The organism is Streptomyces sp. 147326 (assembly GCF_045000215.1).
In the GTDB taxonomy this organism is placed as follows: Bacteria; Actinomycetota; Actinomycetes; order Streptomycetales; family Streptomycetaceae; genus Streptomyces.
Genome location: NZ_CP134201.1, coordinates 3,241,227 through 3,257,295, shown reverse-complemented (window position 1 = coordinate 3,257,295; position 16,069 = coordinate 3,241,227). Strand labels below are relative to the sequence as shown.

Sequence of the window (16,069 nt, the reverse complement as noted above, 5' to 3'; positions counted from 1 at the left end):
CGTGGGCATGAGCGACACCCCGCCGGACAGCGTCGTCCGCACGTACATCGACACCCACCGCGGTGCCTTCCTCGACGACCTCGCCGAGTGGCTCCGCATCCCCTCCGTCTCGGCCCAGCCCGAGCACGCGGGCGACGTACGCCGCAGCGCCGAATGGCTCGCGGCGAAGCTCAAGGAGACCGGCTTCCCGGTGGCCGAGGTCTGGGAGACCCCCGGCGCCCCCGCCGTCTTCGCGCACTGGCCGAGCGAGGACCCGCAGGCCCCCACCGTCCTGGTGTACGGGCACCACGACGTGCAGCCCGCCGCCCTCGCCGACGGCTGGCACACCGACCCCTTCGAGCCGGTGGTCCGCGACGGCCGCATGTACGGGCGCGGCGCCGCCGACGACAAGGGGCAGGTGTTCTTCCACACCCTCGGGGTGCGCGCGCACCTGGCGGCCACCGGCGCCGCCGCCCCCGCCGTGAACCTCAAGCTGATCGTCGAGGGCGAGGAGGAGTCCGGCTCCATCCACTTCCGCGAGCTCGTCGAGGCCCGCGCCGGTGAACTCGCCGCCGACGTCGTGATCGTCTCCGACACCGGCATGTGGTCCGAGACCACCCCCACCGTCTGCACCGGCATGCGCGGCGTCGCCGACTGCGAGATCGACTTCCACGGCCCGGACCAGGACATCCACTCCGGAGCCTTCGGCGGGGCCGTGCCCAATCCGGCCGCCGTCGCCGCCCGCCTGGTCGCCGCCCTGCACGACGACGACGGACGCGTGACGATCCCCGGCTTCTACGACGGCATCGCCGAGCTCACCGAGGCGGAGCGCGCGCTCATCGCCGAACTTCCCTTCGACGAGTCCGAGTGGCTCCGTACGGCCCGGTCCCACGCGGCCTCCGGCGAGGCCGGCTACTCCACCCTGGAGCGCGTCTGGGCCCGCCCGACGGCCGAGGTCAACGGCATCGGCGGCGGCTACCAGGGCCCCGGCGGCAAGACCATCGTGCCCGCCTCCGCCCACCTGAAGCTGTCGTTCCGCCTGGTGTCCGGCCAGGACCCGTACGAGGTCGAGGCCGCCGTGAGGGACTGGGTCGCGGCCCGGATCCCGGACGGAATCCGGCACTCCATCACCTTCGGCGCCCCGACCCGGCCGTGCCTGACCCCGCTCGACCACCCGGCCCTGCAGTCCGTCGTACGGGCCATGGGCCGCGCCTTCGGCCAGAAGATCCGCTTCACCCGCGAGGGCGGCTCCGGACCCGCGGCGGACCTCCAGGACGTCCTGGACGCGCCCGTCCTCTTCCTCGGCATTTCGGTACCGTCCGACGGCTGGCACTCGCCGAACGAGAAGGTCGAGCTGGACCTGCTCCTCAAGGGCGTCGAGACGACCGCCTACCTCTGGGGAGACCTGGCCGCCACCCACCGCGCAACCGCCTGACACCCGACGCACGCACGCCTGCCTTGTCCCACCACCGGGGGAGTTGGAAGTACCTGTGAGCACCCATACCGAGCGCCCTCTCACCGAGCGCCCTCTCTCGCTCGCCGCGCCCAGCGGAATCGACCGTGCCGCGCACCACCGCCTCGACGAGGCGTGGCTCGCCGCCGCCTGGAGCCACCCGACGACCCGCGTCTTCGTCGTCTCCGGCGGCCAGGTCCTGATCGACGACACCCCCGACGGGGGCTCCGGCATCGTGATGACCCCGGCCTTCGAGGCCCCGGTCACCGAGACCCACCGCTACTTCCTGGGCACGGACGAGGACGGCGTACGGTACTTCGCGCTGCAGAAGGACGCGCTGCCGGGCCGCATGGACCAGTCGGCCCGCCCGGCGGGCCTGCGCGAGGCCGGACTGCTGCTCTCCCCGCGCGACGCCGGGCTGATGGTGCACGCGGTGGCCCTGGAGAACTGGCAGCGGATGCACCGTTTCTGCTCCCGCTGCGGCGAGCGCACGGTGGTCGCCGCCGCCGGGCACATCCGCCGCTGCCCGGGCTGCGGCGCCGAGCACTACCCGCGCACCGACCCGGCCGTGATCATGCTGGTCACGGACGAGCACGACCGCGCGCTGCTGGGCCGCCAGGTGCACTGGCCGGAAGGCCGCTTCTCGACCCTCGCCGGGTTCGTGGAGCCGGGCGAGTCGATCGAGCAGTCCGTCGTCCGCGAGGTGTGGGAGGAGGCGGGCGTCAGGGTCGGCGAGGTCGAGTACGTGGCCAGTCAGCCGTGGCCCTTCCCGTACAGCCTGATGCTGGGCTTCACGGCCCGCGCCACCACCTCCGAGATCACGGTGGACGGCGAGGAGATCCAGGAGGCCCGCTGGTTCTCGCGTGAGGAGCTGCGCGCCGCGTTCGAGACGGGCGAGGTGCTGCCCCCGTCGGGCATCTCCATCGCCGCCCGGCTGGTCGAGCTCTGGTACGGCGAGCCGCTGCCGAAGATGGCGGCGTAACGTTCGTCACAGCAGAAGGCCCCCGCCTCGGCGGGGGCCCTTCTGGTGCTCGCGGGTACCTGCGGGTGCTCGCGGGTGGGGCTTCCTCAGACGGCGAGGGCCTGCTTGACCTGGGCCAGGCTGGGGTTCGTCATGACGGACTCGCTGCCGGCGGCGGACTTCACGAGCACGGTGGGAACCGTCTGGTTGCCGCCGTTGGCCTTCTCCACGAACGCGGCGGACTCCGGGTCGAGCTCGATGTTGATCTCGTTGTACGCGATGCCTTCCCGGTCCAGCTGGGTCTTCAGCCGACGGCAGTAGCCGCACCAGGTCGTGCTGTACATCGTGACGGTGCCCGTGTCCTGCATGCTGCGCTCTCCTTCGTGAGGGCTCGGTGGTCCGAGTACTCGAACGTACGGGACCCCGCGGCCATTCCCGTCCGGGCGGCCCCGCACGGCCGGTGTGACTGATACGACGGATACGTGCCGCCTGTGGACGGTTTTCCCGCCCGACCCACGAGACCTGGCAGCATGGCGGGGTGACAGCAGCAACGCACTTCCCATCGTTCCCGGGTGGCCCCGCCTCCGCCGACTCGGCCGACGCGGTGCTCCTGGGCCTGGACCCGGAGCAGCGCGAGGTCGCGACGACCTTGCGCGGGCCGGTGTGCGTGCTGGCGGGCGCCGGTACCGGCAAGACCCGCGCGATCACCCACCGCATCGCCTACGGAGTCCGGTCGGGCCAGCTCATGTCGGCCAGTGTGCTGGCCGTCACCTTCACCAACCGCGCCGCCGGAGAGATGCGCGGCCGCCTGCGCACCCTCGGCGCGGGCGGGGTCCAGGCCCGGACCTTCCACTCCGCCGCCCTGCGCCAGCTCCAGTACTTCTGGCCCAAGGCGGTCGGCGGGGACGTGCCGCGGCTCCTGGAGCGCAAGATCCAGCTCGTCGCCGAGGCCGGCGCGCGCTCCCGCATCCGGCTCGACCGGGGTGAGCTGCGCGACGTCACCGGTGAGATCGAGTGGGCCAAGGTCACGCAGACGGTGCCCGCCGACTATCCGGCCGCCGCCCTCAAGTCGGGCCGCGAGGCACCCCGCGACATGGCCGAGATCGCCCAGATCTACGGGACGTACGAGCAGCTCAAGCGCGACCGCGGCATGATCGACTTCGAGGACGTGCTGCTCCTCACCGTCGGCATCCTCCAGGACCGCCACGACATCGCCGAGCAGATCCGCACCCAGTACCAGCACTTCGTGGTCGACGAGTACCAGGACGTCAGCCCCCTCCAGCAGCGGCTGCTGGACCTCTGGCTCGGCGAGCGCGACAGCCTCTGCGTCGTCGGCGACGCCAGCCAGACGATCTACTCCTTCACCGGCGCCACCCCCGACCACCTGCTGAACTTCCGCACCAAGTACCCGCAGGCCACCGTGGTCAAGCTGGTCCGCGACTACCGCTCCACCCCCCAGGTGGTCCACCTCGCCAACGGGCTCCTGAACCAGGCCAGGGGCCGCGCCGCCGAGCACCGGCTGGAGCTGGTCTCCCAGCGCGAGACCGGCCCCGACCCGGTCTACGCCGAGTACGCGGACGAGCCCGCCGAGGCCGAGGGCGTCGCCCACCGGATCCGGGACCTGATCGCCGCGGGCGTCCCGGCCGGCGAGATCGCCGTCCTCTATCGCATCAACGCCCAGTCCGAGGTCTACGAACAGGCACTGGCCGACGCCGGGGTCCCCTACCAGCTGCGCGGGGCCGAGCGGTTCTTCGAGCGGGCCGAGGTCCAGAAGGCGATCCTCGCGCTGCGCGGAGCCGCCCGCTCCGGCGGGAACGACCCGCTGCTCGACGACGTCGTGGAACTGGGCTCCCAGGTCCGGGCGGTGCTCAGCTCCACCGGCTGGACCCCCGAACCGCCCGCCGGCTCCGGCGCCGTGCGCGACCAGTGGGAATCCCTGGCCGCGCTGGTCCGGCTCGCCGAGGACTTCGCCCGGACCCGGCCGGGAGCCACCCTGGCGGACCTCACGATCGAGCTGGACGAGCGCAAGGCCGCCCAGCACGCCCCCACCGTCCAGGGCGTCACCCTGGCCTCGCTGCACGCGGCGAAGGGCCTGGAGTGGGACGCCGTGTTCCTCGTCGGCCTCACCGACGGCATGCTGCCGATCACGTACGCGAAGACCGACGAGCAGGTCGAGGAGGAGCGCCGGCTGCTCTATGTCGGCGTCACCCGGGCGCGGCTGCACCTGACCCTCTCCTGGGGCCTCTCCCGGGCTCCGGGCGGCCGGGCCTCCCGGCGGCCCAGCCGCTTCCTGAACGGCCTGCGGCCGGGCTCCGCGGTGCCTCGCAGCGGGCCGGGCTCCGCGGCCGAGAGCGGGCCGCGCAAGCGCGGCCGCCGCGGCCCGGTGCGGTGCCGGGTCTGCGGCAAGACGCTCACCGAGGCCGGCGAGCTCAAACTGATGCGCTGTGAGGACTGCCCGTCCGACATGGACGAAGGGCTCTACGAGCGGCTGCGGGAGTGGCGTGCGGGCGCGTCGAAGGAGCAGGGCCTGCCCGCCTACTGCGTCTTCACGGACAAGACTCTGATGGCGATCGCGGAGGCCGCGCCCACCGAGGCGGGCGAGCTCTCTATGATCTCCGGAGTGGGCGGCCGCAAGCTCGACCGGTACGGAGCCGAGGTCCTGGCCATATGCGCAGGTCAGGAGCCCGAGTCCGCGGAGCCTGCCGACGCGTAGAAACTCGTCGGAAAAATAGTTTGCACATGCCCAGCGAAGACCCATAGGTTCTTAGCAACGGAAACGGTGGCTTCTCCGAAGCCCTGGTTCCGTGCTGTACTTATCCGAATACGCATGGGACAGGCCCTCGGGCCGAGTCCCCGAGACGCCGAGAGGAGGCGAGACCAGTGGCCAGCTTCATGACCTTCACCAAAATGACCGATCGCTCGGTCGACGCTTCCTGCCTGCTCGGTTCCGTCTCCCTTCTGGGTACCGGTGTGTCCGCGATTTCCGCCGACCGCCCCGCCCTGCTGGCGACCCTTCCGGTCAGTGAGCGCAATGAGCGACCGATCCAGGCACCGGTGGCAGTACTGGCAGCAGAAGCTCAGGCGCATGGCGCCTATGGCTTCGCGGCCGCAGCCGGTGCCGGAGCCAAGACGAAGCAGACGAAGCAGCAGCACCACCTGATGTGGGCCTTCCGTGGGCTCGAACCCTGGAGTGATCCAGTCTGATCGCATGATCAGGCCGGCGCCTTCAGGGCCGCGGAACCCCACCCGGGATCCGCGGCCCTTCTGTTTGTCCCCGAACGGGGGGCGAACGCAGCAAAGGGGCCTCGGGACTGGCAGAAGCAGGTGACAGCCGAACCCGGCCGACCGGCCGGAACGACTAGCCGACCAAGACGACGAGGAAGAAACCACCGTGCAACTCGAAGCGCACGCCCCGTCCGTAACGCAGACCCACACGATCTCCCCGCCCGCAGTCCCGGAGGACCACGCCTTGACCCCGCTCACCGCGCTCACCGCGCTCGACGACGCCATCGAGAACCTCGGCGTACCCGTTCCCTGCCGCACCTTCGACCCCGAGGTCTTCTTCGCCGAGTCCCCGGCCGACGTCGAGTACGCCAAGTCGCTCTGCCGCACCTGCCCGCTGGTCGAGGCCTGCCTCGCCGGAGCGGTCGAGCGCCGCGAGCCCTGGGGCGTCTGGGGTGGCGAGCTCTTCGTCCAGGGCGTCGTCGTCGCCCGCAAGCGGCCCCGTGGCCGTCCGCGCAAGAACCCGGTTGTCGCGGCATGACCGCCATCGGAACCATCGACCGCCCCCTGACGCACGACCCCCTGAAGCAGGACCTCATGACCGCCTACACCACGAGCGAGCAGCCCCACGGCGCCGCCCACGCAGACTTCATCACCACCGGCGCGATCACCTCGCGTCAGAACAGGACCCGCGAAATGCAACTCATCCCAGAAGCCCTGGCTCGTGCCCATATGGACGAGCGCATGCGTGAGGTGGACGCCGAGCGTCACGCCGTGCGCCTGGTCGCCGCCCGCCGCATGCAGCGGCGTGCCGAGCGCGTCTCGATGCGCGCCCGCCGTGCGCTGGCCATGGCCGTCATGCACTAAGCGCTGAAAACAGCGTCCCCGGGGGGACCGGTCCGAACGGACCGGTCCCCCCGGTGCGTTGCGGACGGCAGTCCACCCCGTGCGGGGATATCGTCTGGAGGTGGACCAGCCGACTCCCCACCCCGCCCCGTCGGGATCCGAGGCCCAGCCCGTCGTCTGCGCGCGCTGTGGCACGGAGTCCCCCAACGGCGCCCCGCCCACCTGGACCTGCTCGGTGGAGAACGGGACCAGACAGTACTTCTGCGTCGACTGCGCGCGGGCCAACCTCCGGGCGATCGAAGGCAGGCTCGACTCCTCCTGGTGGTGACGCCGCGGACCCTACGGAGTCACTCGGCGGAAGCGAACCCGGGCAGCCAGGCGTCCAGTTCGTCCCGCAGCCGCACCGTCGCGCCCAGCTGGCACAGCACCCCGATCGTGCTCAGCGTGACCCGGTGGATCAGCAGGTACGAGGGCGGCAGGTTGATCTGCCGGCCCAACTGGTGCGCGGGGGAGCGGGGATCGGCGATCCGCGCCGCCTGGCCGCGCAGCCACGGCCGGGTGAAGGTGAACTCCTCGGCCTCGGCCGGCTCGATGATCGGCTTGAGGTAGTCCAGTACCGCGTCGGGGTCCAGCTCGATGGACTCCTTCACGAACCCCTCGGCGCGCAGGTGCCCGTAGACCCCCTCGGCGTCACCGTCCAGGGTCATCCGCAGCGACCTGCCGATGGGCTTGGGCCAGCCGCCGGGCAGCCGGTCGACCGTGCCGAAGTCCAGGACGCCCAGCCGCATCCGGCCGTCGGCCCCCGATATCAGCCGGAAGTTGCCCGGGTGCGGATCCGCGTGCAGCAGACCGGTGCGCGCGGGACCGGAGAAGAGGAACCGGGCCAGCAGCTGCCCGGCGCGGTCGCGCTCCTCCTGGGTGCCGTCGGCTATCACCTCCGACAGCGGGGTCCCCTCCATCCACTCGGTCACCAGCACCTGATCGCCCTGGTGCACGACATCCGGCACGACCACGTCCGGATCGTCCCCGAACGCGTCCGAGTGCGTCCGCTGGGCCTCGGCCTCCAGCTCGTAGTCGAGCTCCTCGGCGACGCGGTCGCGCAACTCCTTGATCAGCGGCTTGATCTCCATGCCGGGAATCAGCGGCCCCAGCAGCCCCGCGAACCGGCCCAGCTGCTTCAGGTCCGACAGCAGCGCCTCACCGGCCCCCGGGTACTGCACCTTGACCGCGACCTGCCGGCCGTCGTGCCACACCGCCCGGTGCACCTGCCCGATCGAGGCCGCCGCGGCCGGCTTGTCCTCGAACTCCTCGAACAGCTCCCGCCAGTTCTCGCCGAGACGGTCCGCCAGCACCCGGTGCACCGTCGCCGCGGGCAGGGGCGGAGCCGCCTCCTGGAGCTTGGTCAGCGCCGCCCGGTAGGGCCCAGCGACCTCCTCGGGCAGCGCCGACTCGAAGACCGACAGGGCCTGCCCGAACTTCATGGCACCGCCCTTCAGCTCCCCGAGCGTGCGGAACAACTGCTCGGCGGTGCGCTTCTGGAGCTCGCTCGCCACGATCTCGGCCGACTTGCCCCCGATCCGCTTGCCCAGCCCCCAGGTTGCCCGTCCCGCGATGCCGAGCGGCAGCGCGGCCAGCTTGACGGTGCGGGTGACCGCCTTCCGGGGAAGATCAGACATACGCCCCTCCATTTCCCAGACAGCTGCGCCGCGATCGGCGGTTCTCCGCATCCTGTCATGCCCTCCTCGCGGCTCGGAGGAGGGCACCTTCCCCAGCCCCGTGCGGGATCTCGCCATTGCCGGACGGCGCCCGGCGCGATGGGCCGGCATGACGGGGCAGGGGGACGGGACGACCGTGAGGAGCAGCGGATGGCGGGGCGGGGTCCCACGAGGCAGGAGCTCATCCGACGACGGCGTTCCGGCGGCTTCATCGGACGGGAAGGCGAGGTGTCGGCCTTCAGGGAGGCTCTCAAGCAGCCCCCGGACGAGGCGGCGCAGTCCCTCTTCCCTGTGCGGGGCCCGGCCGGAGTCGGGAAGTCCACCCTCGTACGCCAGTTGGAGACCTCAACGCCATGGGGCGCTTCGAAGAGGCGCTGCCGGAGTTCGCACGGGCGCTCGAGGCCTCGCCGGACTACGGCTGGGCCTTCATCAACCGTGGCGCCACCTCCTGGGAACTCGGACGCCACGGAGAGGCGATGGCCCAGCTCGACCGAGGAGTCGAGCTCAGCCCTGACCATGTTCTGGACGGCGCTCCGCAGCGCGGACGGGCGCAGGAACTGATCCTTGCCCTTCGCAGCCTGCTGGTGATCATTCCGTCGGCGGAACCGAGGATCCTCGCCCTCTGCCGCACCGTCGAGGAGCGGTTCGCGATACATCAGTGACCCCCTGACAGCGTGAGTGCGGCCGGTGCCCCCGGGTCCGTCCGCTCCGCGGCCGCGCCGCACGGGCAGTCCGGATGGGGGTGGACCGGGGTGGGCTGCCAGTGGAGAGTGGGGAGGGCTGCTTCCCAGCGGGTGGCGGTGGACGCGGGCAGTTCACCGTCCAGGAAGGAGAGCGCGTGGGCCGCGGCCAGGCCGGCCACCGCCGTGGACAGCCCCAGATCGCAGGCGGCGCTCGCGCGCCGGCGGTGGGCCGAGCGCCACTGCACCAGCATCCGGGGCCAGGCCGCGTCCCGGTCCACGCGGTCGCGCTCCATGCACCCCGCGCAGGCCGTCACCCCCGGCAGGACCAGCGGACCCACCAGCCCCGTCCCCTCCAACACCCCCGCGTACAGGTGCGGGATGCCCGTGGCGACCCAGTCGGCCGCGGTGCCCGGATCAGGGGCCCAGGCGTGCAGCCCGTCCCGGGGCGCGACCACCACCAACGCCAGCCGCGGCTCCGAGTCCTCCTCCTCCCCGGCCCGCGGGGTGCGCCCCGGGGCCGATGCGCGCACCAGCCTCGCCGCGGCCTCCGCCCGCAGCCGGCCCACGCTCCCGGGATCCAGACCTCCCGGCGCCACGTCAGCCGGCTCCACCCGGCCCCCGTCGAGCACCTCGACCCGGCCCACACCGGCTCCCGCCAGGACCGCCGCGATCACGGCGCCCACCCGGCCGCTCCCGCGCACCCGGACGCGTATCGCCCGGCGCGCGGCGACACCCCGCAAGTCCCCGCCCGGCTCCCGGTGCACCAGGGAGAGGGAGCCCAGATCGGGCCCCAGCCGCTCCAGGGCCTCCGGATGCCGGCGCACGGCCTGGGCCCGCGGGCCTCCCGCGGTGGCGTCGTCGAGCAGACCGGCTCCCGCCAGCCGCCTGACGAGTGCGTCGGCCTGGCCGTCCGGGAACCCCATCCCCGTGGCCTCGGCCCGCAGCAGCTCCATCCCCCGTGTGCCGTCGATCCGGTCGATGAGCGCGCCGGTCGCCGTGTCCACCGGGCCGAGCACCACCGCGTGTGCGGGGGTCACCCCGAACTGCACCGTCTCCCGGTCCCGCCAGGCCCGCGCCAGCGCGGGCTTCACCTTCGGATACATGTCCGGTCCCCCTCGATTTCCCGTGCGGACTCGCGCCGCCCCTTTTCCCGTTCTCCGCCACAGTGCCCGTCCGCCGGAATCCGTGCTCGAATTTGTCCACAGGCGAGGGGTATTAGGCATATGAGATGAAGGGAAATGCCGTTCCCGATATCGGCTGCGCATCGCTCACGTTCGAACCGCGGACGGGCGGGACTTCGGCCACCGCTACCGGGTACCGTCGTGGCGTGTCCGCCGACCCATCGCCGCGCGCCGTCGAAGTCCGCCGGAGCGCGCGCCGCCGCAGGACCGTATCCGCCTATCGCGAGGGTGACCGTACGGTCGTCCTCATCCCTGCCCGGATGTCCGAGGCGGAGGAGCAGCGCTGGGTGGGCGTCATGCTCGAGAAGCTGGCCGCCCAGGAGAGCAAACGCACCCTCGGGGACGCGGAACTCACCGAGCGCGCCGAGCGTCTGTCCGAGCAGTACTTCGGCGGCCGCGCGCGTCCCCGCTCGGTCCGCTGGGTCACCAACCAGAACACCCGCTGGGGCTCCTGCACCCCGGCCGAAGGCAGCATCCGGCTCTCGCACCGCATCCAGGGCATGCCGGAGTACGTCGTCGACTACGTGCTCCTGCACGAGCTGGCCCACCTCCTCGTGCCCGGCCACGGGCCCCGCTTCTGGGAGCTGCTGGAGGCGTACCCGCGCACCGAGCGGGCCCGCGGGTACCTGGAGGGAGTGGTGGCGGCCGAGCGCCTTCCGAAGGTCCCGGCCGCCCGCGAGGAATGAGCAGGAAGGCCTTGTGCCCGACCGTCATGTCACAGAGCGTGATGTGTACCGGGTCGGTACCGACTTGGCCGGATGTCGGCAGTTGCCGTTAGCCTGAGCGGCACGCATTTCACAGTCGGGATGGGGGACGGTCGTTACGTATGGCCAGGGAATTCCAACGCGGCCACAAGGCCAAGATCAGTGATCTCACGGCGGGCACCGATCTGTACGTAGGCGTCCAGATCGCCGGGCCCGGACTCACCTTCGACATCAGCTGTTTCGGGCTCGACGCCAATGAGCAGCTGTCGGACGACCGTTACTTCGTCTTCTTCAACCAGCCGAAGTCGCCGGAAGAGTCCATTCAGCAACTCGGCGCGCAGTCGGGTGACACCGAATCCTTCCGGGTGACCCTGGACCGCATTCCGGCGTCCATCCACAAGCTCTCCTTCACCGCCACCATCGACGGTGCCGGCCAGATGTCGCAGGTCGGCCCGGGATACATCCGGATCGTGGCCGGCGGCGAAGAGGTCGTCCGGTACGCCTTCACCGGCTCGGAGTTCACCACCGAGCGGGCCGTGATGCTCGGCGACTTCTACCTCAAGGACGTGTGGCGCTTCGCCGCCGTCGGCCAGGGCTTCGACGGCGGGCTCGACGCGCTGCTCAGGAACTTCGGCGGCGAGGTCGCCGAGGAGGCGCAGCAGCAGGCGCCGGCCGCCGCCGCGCCCGGGTTCGCCCCGCCGCAGGGTGCCGCGCCGTCCCCGGCCTTCGGCGCCCCGGCGCCCGCCCAGGCCGCCGCCCCCGCGCCGTCCTTCGGCGCGCCCGCGCCCGCCGCGGTCCCGCAGCCGCAGTACCAGCAGCCCGCCGCCCCGGCCCCGGTGCACGCCGCGCCCACCATGGCCGCGCCGCTCGCCCCGCAGGCCCCCGCCCCGTACGGGCAGCCGCAGCAGCCCTCGTACGGCCAGGTCCCCGGGCAGGTCCCGGGCCAGTACCCCGGCCAGGTCCCGCCGCCCGCCCCGGCCCCCGCGCCCTACGGGCAGCAGCCGGGCTACGGCCAGGTCCCGGGCCAGGTCCCCGGGCAGGTGCCGGGCCAGCAGCCCGGCTACGCGCCCCAGGCCGCAGCCCCCGTCGCGGCCGGGCTCGCCGCCGCGCTCCAGCCGTACAAGGAAGCCCCCACGGGCACCCGCTGGACCCCGCAGAACGCGCAGCTCATGCGCGTCGACCTGGCGATGGGCGGCCAGGCCGTCCTCGCCCGCCAGGGCAGCATGGTCCTGTACCAGGGCAAGGTCGACTTCAGTTACAAGGGCGCGGGCTTCGCCGGCCGCATCGTCGGCAACGCCACGGGCCAGGAGATGCAGCTCATGCGCTGCACCGGCCGCGGCCAGGTCTTCCTCGCCGAGAACGGCGCCCACCTGCACGCCATCGAGCTCCAGGGCGACGGGATCTGCGTCTCCGCCGAGGCCGTCCTCGCCTTCGACGAGTCGCTCCAGCACGAGGTCCGCCGCATCGAGGGCCACGGCATCCCGGGCGGCGCCCTGTTCACCATGCAGTTCCAGGGCACGGGCACGGTGATCGTCAAGACGCACGGCGTCCCGGTGGTCCTGCCCGTCACCCCGACCACCTTCGCGGACAGCAACGCCATCGTCGCGTGGTCCTCCGCCTCGCAGGTGATCCTTTCCAGCCAGGTCCGGCTCCGGCGCAACGCCTACCCCGGCCACAGCGGGGAGACCGTGAACCTCCAGTTCCGCGGCGCTCCCGGCAACTTCATCGTCGTCCAGCCGTACGAGGTCTGAGGGAGCCCGACATGAACGCAATGAACCAGCAGCTCGCGGGCTACGCCCCGACCCCCGTCACGGCCCGCATGGAGAACCACGGCCGGGCCATGCTCAAGGTCGCCATGCAGAGCGGCCAGGACCTCTTCGCCCGCACCGGCTCGATGGTCGCCTACGAGGGCTTCGTCCAGTACGAGCCCAACCCGCCGGCCGTCCGCCAGATGGCCTCGCAGTGGATCACCGGCGAGGGCGCACCGCTGATGAAGTGCACCGGCGACGGCCTGCTCTACCTCGCCGACTACGGCGCCGACGTCGTCGTCATCAACCTCAACAACGACTCGCTCTCGGTCAACGGCACCAACCTGCTCGCCTTCGACGCGCACCTCCAGTGGGGCGTCGAGCGGGTCAAGGGTCTGGCCAAGTTCGCCGGTCAGGGCCTGTTCAACGTCCAGATCGCGGGCACCGGGTGGGTCGCCCTGACCTCCCGCGGCACCCCGATCGTGGTCGACTGCGGCCGCGGCGAGGACGAGACGTACGTCGACCCGGACGCGCTCGTCGCCTGGTCGCCGAATCTCAAGGTCAAGGGCAAGCGCAGCTTCAAGGCCTCGTCGATGATCGGCCGGGGCAGCGGGGAGGCCTACCAGATGGCCTTCTCCGGCCAGGGCATCGTCGTCGTACAGCCCAGCGAGGACAGCACCGACCGGCTCCGGGTCCGGGGCTGAGGGGGAGCGGACACATCATGCAGAGCGCACTTTTCGCCCACGCCGAGGCCCAGTCCCAGGACCGGTACGCCATCCAGAACCCGCAGCTGCTGCGGGTCTCGCTGACCGGCTCCGACGACGTACTCGCCCGCAAGGGCGCGATGGTCGCCTACCAGGGCCTCATCGACTTCGACGGCGAGTACCAGAGCACCGGCCAGCGCAACGCCCGCCGCGGCACCGGCGAGGGCCTGGACCTCATGCGCTGCTCCGGGCAGGGCACGGTCTACCTGGCCAACCTGGCCCAGTACGTCCACGTCGTGGACGTGGACCAGGAAGGCCTCACGGTCGACAGCAGCTACGTCCTGGCCCTGGACTCCACCCTGCACACCGAGGTCATCGCGGTGGACAGCCAGTACGGAATCTCCGGATCCGGCAAGTACCAGCTCAACATCACCGGCCGCGGCAAGGTCGCGCTGATGACCTCCGGGCAGCCGCTGATGATGCACGTCACGCCCGACAAGTACGTCAACGCCGACGCGGACGCGATCGTCGCCTGGTCGACCTCGCTGCGGGTGCAGATGCAGGCCCAGACGCACTCCAGCGGAGTCTGGCGGCGGCGCGGCAACACCGGCGAGGGCTGGGAGCTCAGTTTCCTCGGCACCGGCTTCGCGCTGGTGCAGCCCAGCGAGGTGCTGCCGCCGCAGAACGCCCAGCTCGGCCAGGGCGCCGCGGCGCAGTTCGGCATGGGCCAGCACGGCTCCCACGCGCAGAACCAGAACAACGCCTGGAACTGATCCCGGACGGGCGAAAGGGGCGGCCCCGCGAGGGACCGCCCCTTCGTCGTGTGCGGGCTCAGCTCCCGAGCCGCGCCAGGGTCGCCTCCAGCAGCCGTACCACCGAGGTGTCGGCCACCGCCGCCACCTCCCCGTACGGGAACCAGCGCAGGTCCAGCGACTCCTCGCTGATCTCCGCCACCGCGCCGGCCGGAGCCAGCGCCGCGTACTGCACGTCCAGGTGCCAGTGGCACGGCGCCGGGATCGGATGCCGGTCCAGGCGGACCGGGCCGCCGGGCAGCAGGCTCAGCCCGGACGCGATGCCCGACTCCTCGCGGGCCTCGCGCAGCGCCGCCGCCTCGAGGGTGTCGTCACCGGGCTCGCAGTGGCCGCCCATCTGCAGCCACAGGCCCAGCTTCTTGTGCAGGGTCAGCAGTACGCGTTCCCCGACCGGGTCGATCACCAGGGCGCTGCCGGTGATGTGCCCGGCCGTGCACGGCTTGTAGACCCCGTCCGGATGGGCGGCGAGGTGCTCCAGATAGACGTCGCGCAGCTCGGGCTGGCCCTCGAAGTCCTTCAGGACGAGGACCGCGTCTTCGTGCAGGCTCACTTCTTCTCGTCGCCGTCCTCGTCGTGCCGGTCACGCTGGTCGCGCTGCTCGGCGGCCTCGCCGAGCATCTTGTCGATCTCGGAGAAGTCCAGCTGCTCGCGGTGCACGAAGCCGTCCGGGTCGTCCAGGTCGGAGGCCGTCGGCAGCATGTCCGGGTGCTCCCACAGCCCGTCGCGGCCGTCCACACCGCGCGCGTCCGTGAGCGAGGCCCACAGCCGGGAGGCGTCGCGCAGCCGGCGCGGACGCAGCTCCAGGCCGATCAGCGTCGCGAAGGTCTGCTCCGCCGGGCCGCCCGAGGCGCGCCGCCGGCGCATGGTCTCGCGCATCGCGTCCGCCGAGGTCAGCCGGGGCTTGGCGGCCTCGTGCACCACCGCGTCGACCCAGCCCTCGACCAGCGCGAGCGCCGTCTCCAGGCGGGCCAGGGCGGCCTTCTGCTCGGGGGTGTCCTGCGGCTGGAACATGCCGCCCTGCAGCGCTTCCTGCAGCTGCTCCGGGTTCGACGGGTCCAGCTGGCCGACCACGTCCTCCAGCTTCGAGGTGTCGACCTTGATGCCGCGGGCGTAGCCCTCGACCGCGCCGAACAGGTGCGAGCGCAGCCACGGCACGTGCGCGAAGAGCCGGGCGTGCGCCGCCTCGCGCAGGGCCAGGTACAGCCGCACCTCGTCCGAGGGGACGCCCAGGTCCTTGCCGAAGGCCTCGATGTTCAGCGGCAGCAGCGCGGCCTTGCCGGCCGGGCCCAGCGGCAGGCCGATGTCGGTCGAGCCGACGACCTCGCCCGCGAGCGTGCCCACGGCCTGGCCGATCTGCTGGCCGAACATGGCCCCGCCCATGGAGCGCATCATCCCGAGCAGCGGGCCCGCCATGGCCTGCATCTCCTCGGGCAGGACGCCGCCCATGGCCGCGCCGACGCGCTCGGCGACCGGGTCCACGAGCTCCTTCCACACCGGAAGGGTCGCCTCGACCCACTCGGCGCGGCTCCAGGCCACGGAGGTGGTGGCGCCCGAGGGCAGCGAGGTCACGCCGTCCAGCCAGTGGTCGGCGAGGCGCACGGCCTCCTCGACGGCCGACTTCTCGGCGATGCCGACGCTCGTGTCCTTCACGCCGTCCGCCGTGCCCTGCGCGACGGTCTGGCGGGCGATGTCCTTGGCCATGCCCCAGTTCACGGGACCGCCCTCGTGGCTCAGCATCTGGCCGAGCTGCTGGAAGGCCGCACCCAGGTCGTTCGGGTTCATCGCACCGAACATCGCGGCGAACGGATTGTCCGCGCCACCGGGACCGCCCGCGCCGCCCGGCAGGCCCATGCCGGGGAACCCGAACGGATTCGGGCCGCCCTGACCGCCCTGACTGCCCTTCTTCTCGCCCTCGTCGCCGTTCTCCGGCTCCTCCGGCGGAAGGCCGAATCCGAATGGGGTGTCGCTCACGGGTTTCCTCGGCTCGTAGGGCCGCCGGCGGGTGCCGACGGGCAATGGTCCGACAACACCACCCAGCGTAGACACCTGGCCCGCATACGG

General features: G+C 72.1%; 17 protein-coding genes. 12 read left to right on the top strand and 5 right to left on the bottom strand.

Annotation, left to right across the window (positions count from 1 at the left end; translation table 11 throughout):
- The first annotated feature begins 7 nt into the window (after positions 1-7).
- A complete protein-coding gene (locus tag RIU97_RS14220) occupies positions 8-1,414 on the top strand; it encodes a dipeptidase (RefSeq protein WP_404956747.1) in 1,407 nt (468 codons plus the stop codon).
- 43 nt (positions 1,415-1,457) lie between these two features.
- Complete coding sequence (gene nudC, locus RIU97_RS14215; protein WP_404956745.1) at positions 1,458-2,414, top strand: NAD(+) diphosphatase; 957 nt, start codon at positions 1,458-1,460, stop codon at positions 2,412-2,414.
- An 86-nt stretch (positions 2,415-2,500) separates the two neighbouring features.
- Here the strand turns inward: nudC and RIU97_RS14210 are convergent, their stop codons facing one another.
- Positions 2,501-2,761, bottom strand: coding sequence for a mycoredoxin (locus RIU97_RS14210; protein ID WP_030011087.1), 261 nt, complete (start codon positions 2,759-2,761; stop codon positions 2,501-2,503).
- Between the two features lie 170 nt (positions 2,762-2,931).
- On the opposite strand from RIU97_RS14210, the gene RIU97_RS14205 reads away from it, so the two are divergent.
- The 5 genes from RIU97_RS14205 to RIU97_RS14185 all read left to right on the top strand — a co-directional run bounded on the left by RIU97_RS14205 (position 2,932) and on the right by RIU97_RS14185 (position 6,789).
- Positions 2,932-5,106 (top strand): ATP-dependent DNA helicase UvrD2, encoded by a 2,175-nt coding sequence (locus tag RIU97_RS14205; protein ID WP_404956743.1) that lies wholly within the window; start codon positions 2,932-2,934, stop codon positions 5,104-5,106.
- A 167-nt stretch (positions 5,107-5,273) separates the two neighbouring features.
- On the top strand, positions 5,274-5,597 hold the full coding sequence (locus RIU97_RS14200; RefSeq protein WP_404956741.1) for a hypothetical protein: 324 nt from the start codon (positions 5,274-5,276) through the stop codon (positions 5,595-5,597).
- 187 nt (positions 5,598-5,784) lie between these two features.
- A complete protein-coding gene (locus tag RIU97_RS14195) occupies positions 5,785-6,156 on the top strand; it encodes a WhiB family transcriptional regulator (RefSeq protein ID WP_361752963.1) in 372 nt (123 codons plus the stop codon).
- Entirely contained in the window at positions 6,153-6,482 is a 330-nt protein-coding gene (locus tag RIU97_RS14190; protein WP_404956738.1) for a hypothetical protein, read from the top strand. The genes RIU97_RS14195 and RIU97_RS14190 overlap by 4 nt, the downstream gene beginning before the upstream one ends.
- A 100-nt stretch (positions 6,483-6,582) precedes the next feature.
- A complete protein-coding gene (locus RIU97_RS14185; protein WP_361752967.1) occupies positions 6,583-6,789 on the top strand; it encodes a hypothetical protein in 207 nt (68 codons plus the stop codon).
- A gap of 19 nt (positions 6,790-6,808) precedes the next feature.
- Here RIU97_RS14185 and RIU97_RS14180 read toward each other — a convergent pair whose 3' ends face one another.
- On the bottom strand, positions 6,809-8,137 hold the full coding sequence (locus RIU97_RS14180; RefSeq protein WP_404956736.1) for an ABC1 kinase family protein: 1,329 nt from the start codon (positions 8,135-8,137) through the stop codon (positions 6,809-6,811).
- 392 nt (positions 8,138-8,529) lie between these two features.
- On the opposite strand from RIU97_RS14180, the gene RIU97_RS14175 reads away from it, so the two are divergent.
- Positions 8,530-8,838 (top strand): tetratricopeptide repeat protein, encoded by a 309-nt coding sequence (locus RIU97_RS14175; protein ID WP_404956734.1) that lies wholly within the window; start codon positions 8,530-8,532, stop codon positions 8,836-8,838.
- On the opposite strand, the gene RIU97_RS14170 is transcribed toward RIU97_RS14175, so the two are convergent.
- The gene (locus tag RIU97_RS14170; protein WP_404956732.1) at positions 8,832-9,962 is read right to left on the bottom strand and encodes a TOMM precursor leader peptide-binding protein; all 1,131 of its coding nucleotides are present in this window, start codon (positions 9,960-9,962) and stop codon (positions 8,832-8,834) included. The two genes, RIU97_RS14175 and RIU97_RS14170, sit on opposite strands and share 7 nt — an antisense overlap.
- Before the next feature lie 125 nt (positions 9,963-10,087).
- Here RIU97_RS14170 and RIU97_RS14165 point away from each other — a divergent pair, with 125 nt between their 5' ends.
- The 4 genes from RIU97_RS14165 (at position 10,088) to RIU97_RS14150 (ending at position 13,969) form a co-directional block, all read left to right on the top strand.
- Positions 10,088-10,726, top strand: a complete 639-nt coding sequence (locus tag RIU97_RS14165) for a M48 family metallopeptidase (RefSeq protein ID WP_404956730.1) — start codon at positions 10,088-10,090, stop codon at positions 10,724-10,726.
- A gap of 140 nt (positions 10,727-10,866) precedes the next feature.
- Positions 10,867-12,495 (top strand): TerD family protein, encoded by a 1,629-nt coding sequence (locus RIU97_RS14160; protein ID WP_404956728.1) that lies wholly within the window; start codon positions 10,867-10,869, stop codon positions 12,493-12,495.
- 20 nt (positions 12,496-12,515) lie between these two features.
- Entirely contained in the window at positions 12,516-13,196 is a 681-nt protein-coding gene (locus RIU97_RS14155; protein WP_401607839.1) for an AIM24 family protein, read from the top strand.
- 17 nt (positions 13,197-13,213) lie between these two features.
- Positions 13,214-13,969 (top strand): AIM24 family protein, encoded by a 756-nt coding sequence (locus RIU97_RS14150; RefSeq protein WP_404956726.1) that lies wholly within the window; start codon positions 13,214-13,216, stop codon positions 13,967-13,969.
- Between the two features lie 58 nt (positions 13,970-14,027).
- Here RIU97_RS14150 and RIU97_RS14145 read toward each other — a convergent pair whose 3' ends face one another.
- Positions 14,028-14,558, bottom strand: a complete 531-nt coding sequence (locus RIU97_RS14145) for an NUDIX hydrolase (RefSeq protein WP_404956724.1) — start codon at positions 14,556-14,558, stop codon at positions 14,028-14,030.
- The gene (locus tag RIU97_RS14140) at positions 14,555-15,979 is read right to left on the bottom strand and encodes a zinc-dependent metalloprotease (RefSeq protein ID WP_404956722.1); all 1,425 of its coding nucleotides are present in this window, start codon (positions 15,977-15,979) and stop codon (positions 14,555-14,557) included. The genes RIU97_RS14145 and RIU97_RS14140 overlap by 4 nt, the downstream gene beginning before the upstream one ends.
- Between the last annotated feature and the right edge of the window lie 90 nt (positions 15,980-16,069).

Bases quoted from the DNA above. Each gene is read 5' to 3' on its own strand.
- RIU97_RS14220 (WP_404956747.1), top strand. From the start codon at position 8: ATGAGCGACACCCCGCCGGACAGCGTCGTCCGCACGTACATCGACACC.
- RIU97_RS14210 (WP_030011087.1), bottom strand. From the start codon at position 2,761: ATGCAGGACACGGGCACCGTCACGATGTACAGCACGACCTGGTGCGGC.
- RIU97_RS14190 (WP_404956738.1), top strand. From the start codon at position 6,153: ATGACCGCCATCGGAACCATCGACCGCCCCCTGACGCACGACCCCCTG.
- RIU97_RS14180 (WP_404956736.1), bottom strand. From the start codon at position 8,137: ATGTCTGATCTTCCCCGGAAGGCGGTCACCCGCACCGTCAAGCTGGCC.
- RIU97_RS14175 (WP_404956734.1), top strand. From the start codon at position 8,530: ATGGGGCGCTTCGAAGAGGCGCTGCCGGAGTTCGCACGGGCGCTCGAG.
- RIU97_RS14170 (WP_404956732.1), bottom strand. From the start codon at position 9,962: ATGTATCCGAAGGTGAAGCCCGCGCTGGCGCGGGCCTGGCGGGACCGG.
- RIU97_RS14165 (WP_404956730.1), top strand. From the start codon at position 10,088: ATGAAGGGAAATGCCGTTCCCGATATCGGCTGCGCATCGCTCACGTTC.
- RIU97_RS14160 (WP_404956728.1), top strand. From the start codon at position 10,867: ATGGCCAGGGAATTCCAACGCGGCCACAAGGCCAAGATCAGTGATCTC.
- RIU97_RS14155 (WP_401607839.1), top strand. From the start codon at position 12,516: ATGAACCAGCAGCTCGCGGGCTACGCCCCGACCCCCGTCACGGCCCGC.
- RIU97_RS14150 (WP_404956726.1), top strand. From the start codon at position 13,214: ATGCAGAGCGCACTTTTCGCCCACGCCGAGGCCCAGTCCCAGGACCGG.